This is a genomic window from Mycobacterium sp. (assembly GCF_004298145.1).
Taxonomy (GTDB): Bacteria; Actinomycetota; Actinomycetes; order Mycobacteriales; family Mycobacteriaceae; genus Mycobacterium.
This window is the reverse complement of the sequence record NZ_SCRH01000004.1, coordinates 1-1975: the sequence shown is the minus strand read 5'-3', so window position 1 is coordinate 1975 and position 1975 is coordinate 1. Positions and strand designations below refer to the sequence as shown.

Here is a 1975-nt window from a genome sequence, read left to right as displayed (position 1 = left end):
TGTCGGCTCCGGTTGAAAAGTGAGCAGGTAGTTCCGGTCGAAAAGTGAGCACCCTTCTGATTGGAGAGTGATCACTGTGGAGGATTGGGCGGAGATTCGTCGGCTGTATCGGTCGGAGAACCTGTCGCAGGCTGCGATCGCGCGAAGGTTGTCGCTGTCGCGCAACACCGTGGCCAAGGCGATTAACGCCGAGGCGCCACCACGGTATGAACGGGCACCGTCGACGACGTCGGCGTGGGCGCAGGTCGAGCTTGCGGTGCGGGTGCTGTTGGGCCGGTTCCCGACGATGCCGGCCACGGTCCTGGCTGAGCGGGTCGGCTGGACCGGCGGGCATTCCTGGTTCGCCGAGAACGTCGCACGTATCCGCCCGGAGTACGCCCCGGCTGATCCGTGTGACCGGCTGGTGCATCGGCCCGGTGAGCAGGTGCAGTGCGACCTGTGGTTCCCCGGCGCTCTGGTACCCGATCACGCGGGAGCGTTGCGGTCATTCCCGGTATTGGTGATGGTCGCGGCCTATTCGCGGTTCATCGCCGCGATGATGATCCCGTCGCGAGTGACCGGGGATCTGCTGGCCGGCATGTGGCAGCTTCTCCGGGGTGTCGGCGCGGTGCCGCGAACACTGTTGTGGGACAACGAGTCCGGTATCGGTCAACGCGGCCGCCTCGCCGACGGAGTGGCCGGGTTCTGCGGAGTGCTGGCCACCCGACTCATCCAGACCCGACCCTATGATCCGGAGTCCAAGGGCCTGGTGGAGCGGGCCAACGGCTATCTGGAGACCTCGTTTCTGCCGGGTCGGACGTTCGCTTCGGCGGCGGACTTCAACGCCCAGTTGTGGGCGTGGCTGGCCTCGGTCGCAAACCGCCGCACCCACGCGACCACCAGCCTGGTCCCGGCCGATGCGCTCGCGGTGGATCGGGCGGCGATGGTCGCCCTGCCGCCGGTGGCGCCGACGACCGGGACGACGCTCACGACCCGGTTGGGACGTGACTACTACGTCAGCTGCGGCGGTAACTCCTACTCGGTGCATCCCGAGGTGATCGGCCGGATGATCGCCGTGACCACCGGCCTGGACCGGATCACCGCTTATTGCGGGGACCGTCTGGTCGCCAATCACCAAAGGCTCTGGGGCACAGCCGGTCTGGTCACCGATCCTGACCACTTGACTGCTGCGGCGGTATTGCGGGAGCAGTTCCGCGCCCGACCCGCCGCAGGACCGCATCTGGCGGTCGACGTCGAGGTCGCCGACCTGAGCGCCTACGACGCGCGGTTCGGAACCGGGGAGGTCGCCTGATGCCCGCCAAGCGCACACCGTCGGCGCCCGGTGACGCAGACAAGCTCATCGCCCACCAATCCCGTCTTCTCAAGGCCCCGCGCATCGCCGAGCACTACCACCGGCTGGCCGAACAGGGCCGCGACGCCGGCTGGTCGCTGGAGGACTACCTCGGCGCCGTGCTGGCAGTGGAATCCAACGCCCGCGCGGAATCAGGTGCACGACAACGGATTCGGTACGCCGGGTTCCCGGCGATCAAGACGATCACCGACTTCGACTTCACCGCCCAACCCGCCGTCGACCGCGCTCAGATTGCCCGACTGGAATCCGGCGGCTGGCTGGCCGAAGCCCGTAACATCGTCCTGCTCGGCCCACCGGGCACCGGCAAGACGCATCTGGCCACCGCGCTGGCGATCGCCGCCGCCCACGCGGGGCACCGGGTCGCGTTCGCTCCGGCCACCGGCTGGATCACCCGACTGGCCGAAGCGCATCGCACCAACCGTCTCGAGGCCGAGCTGCGCAAGATCAGCCGCTACGGGCTCATCGTGATCGACGAGGTCGGCTACATCCCGTTCGACACCGAAGCGGCGAACCTGTTCTTCCAGCTGGTCTCCACCCGATACGAGAAGTCCTCGATCGTTCTGACCTCCAACCTGCCGTTCTCCCGCTGGGGTCAGGTCTTCGGCGAAGCGACCATCGCCTCGG

Annotated in this window: 2 protein-coding genes; both read left to right on the top strand. The window is 67.6% G+C overall.

The window, feature by feature from the left end:
* Positions 1-76 precede the first annotated feature (76 nt).
* A complete protein-coding gene (istA, locus tag EPN51_RS01010) occupies positions 77-1291 on the top strand; it encodes an IS21 family transposase (protein ID WP_293035076.1) in 1215 nt (404 codons plus the stop codon).
* Positions 1291-1975, top strand: a 685-nt coding sequence (gene istB, locus EPN51_RS01005) for an IS21-like element helper ATPase IstB (protein WP_293035074.1), incomplete at its 3' end; no start/stop codon positions are given. The genes istA and istB, both read left to right, overlap by 1 nt.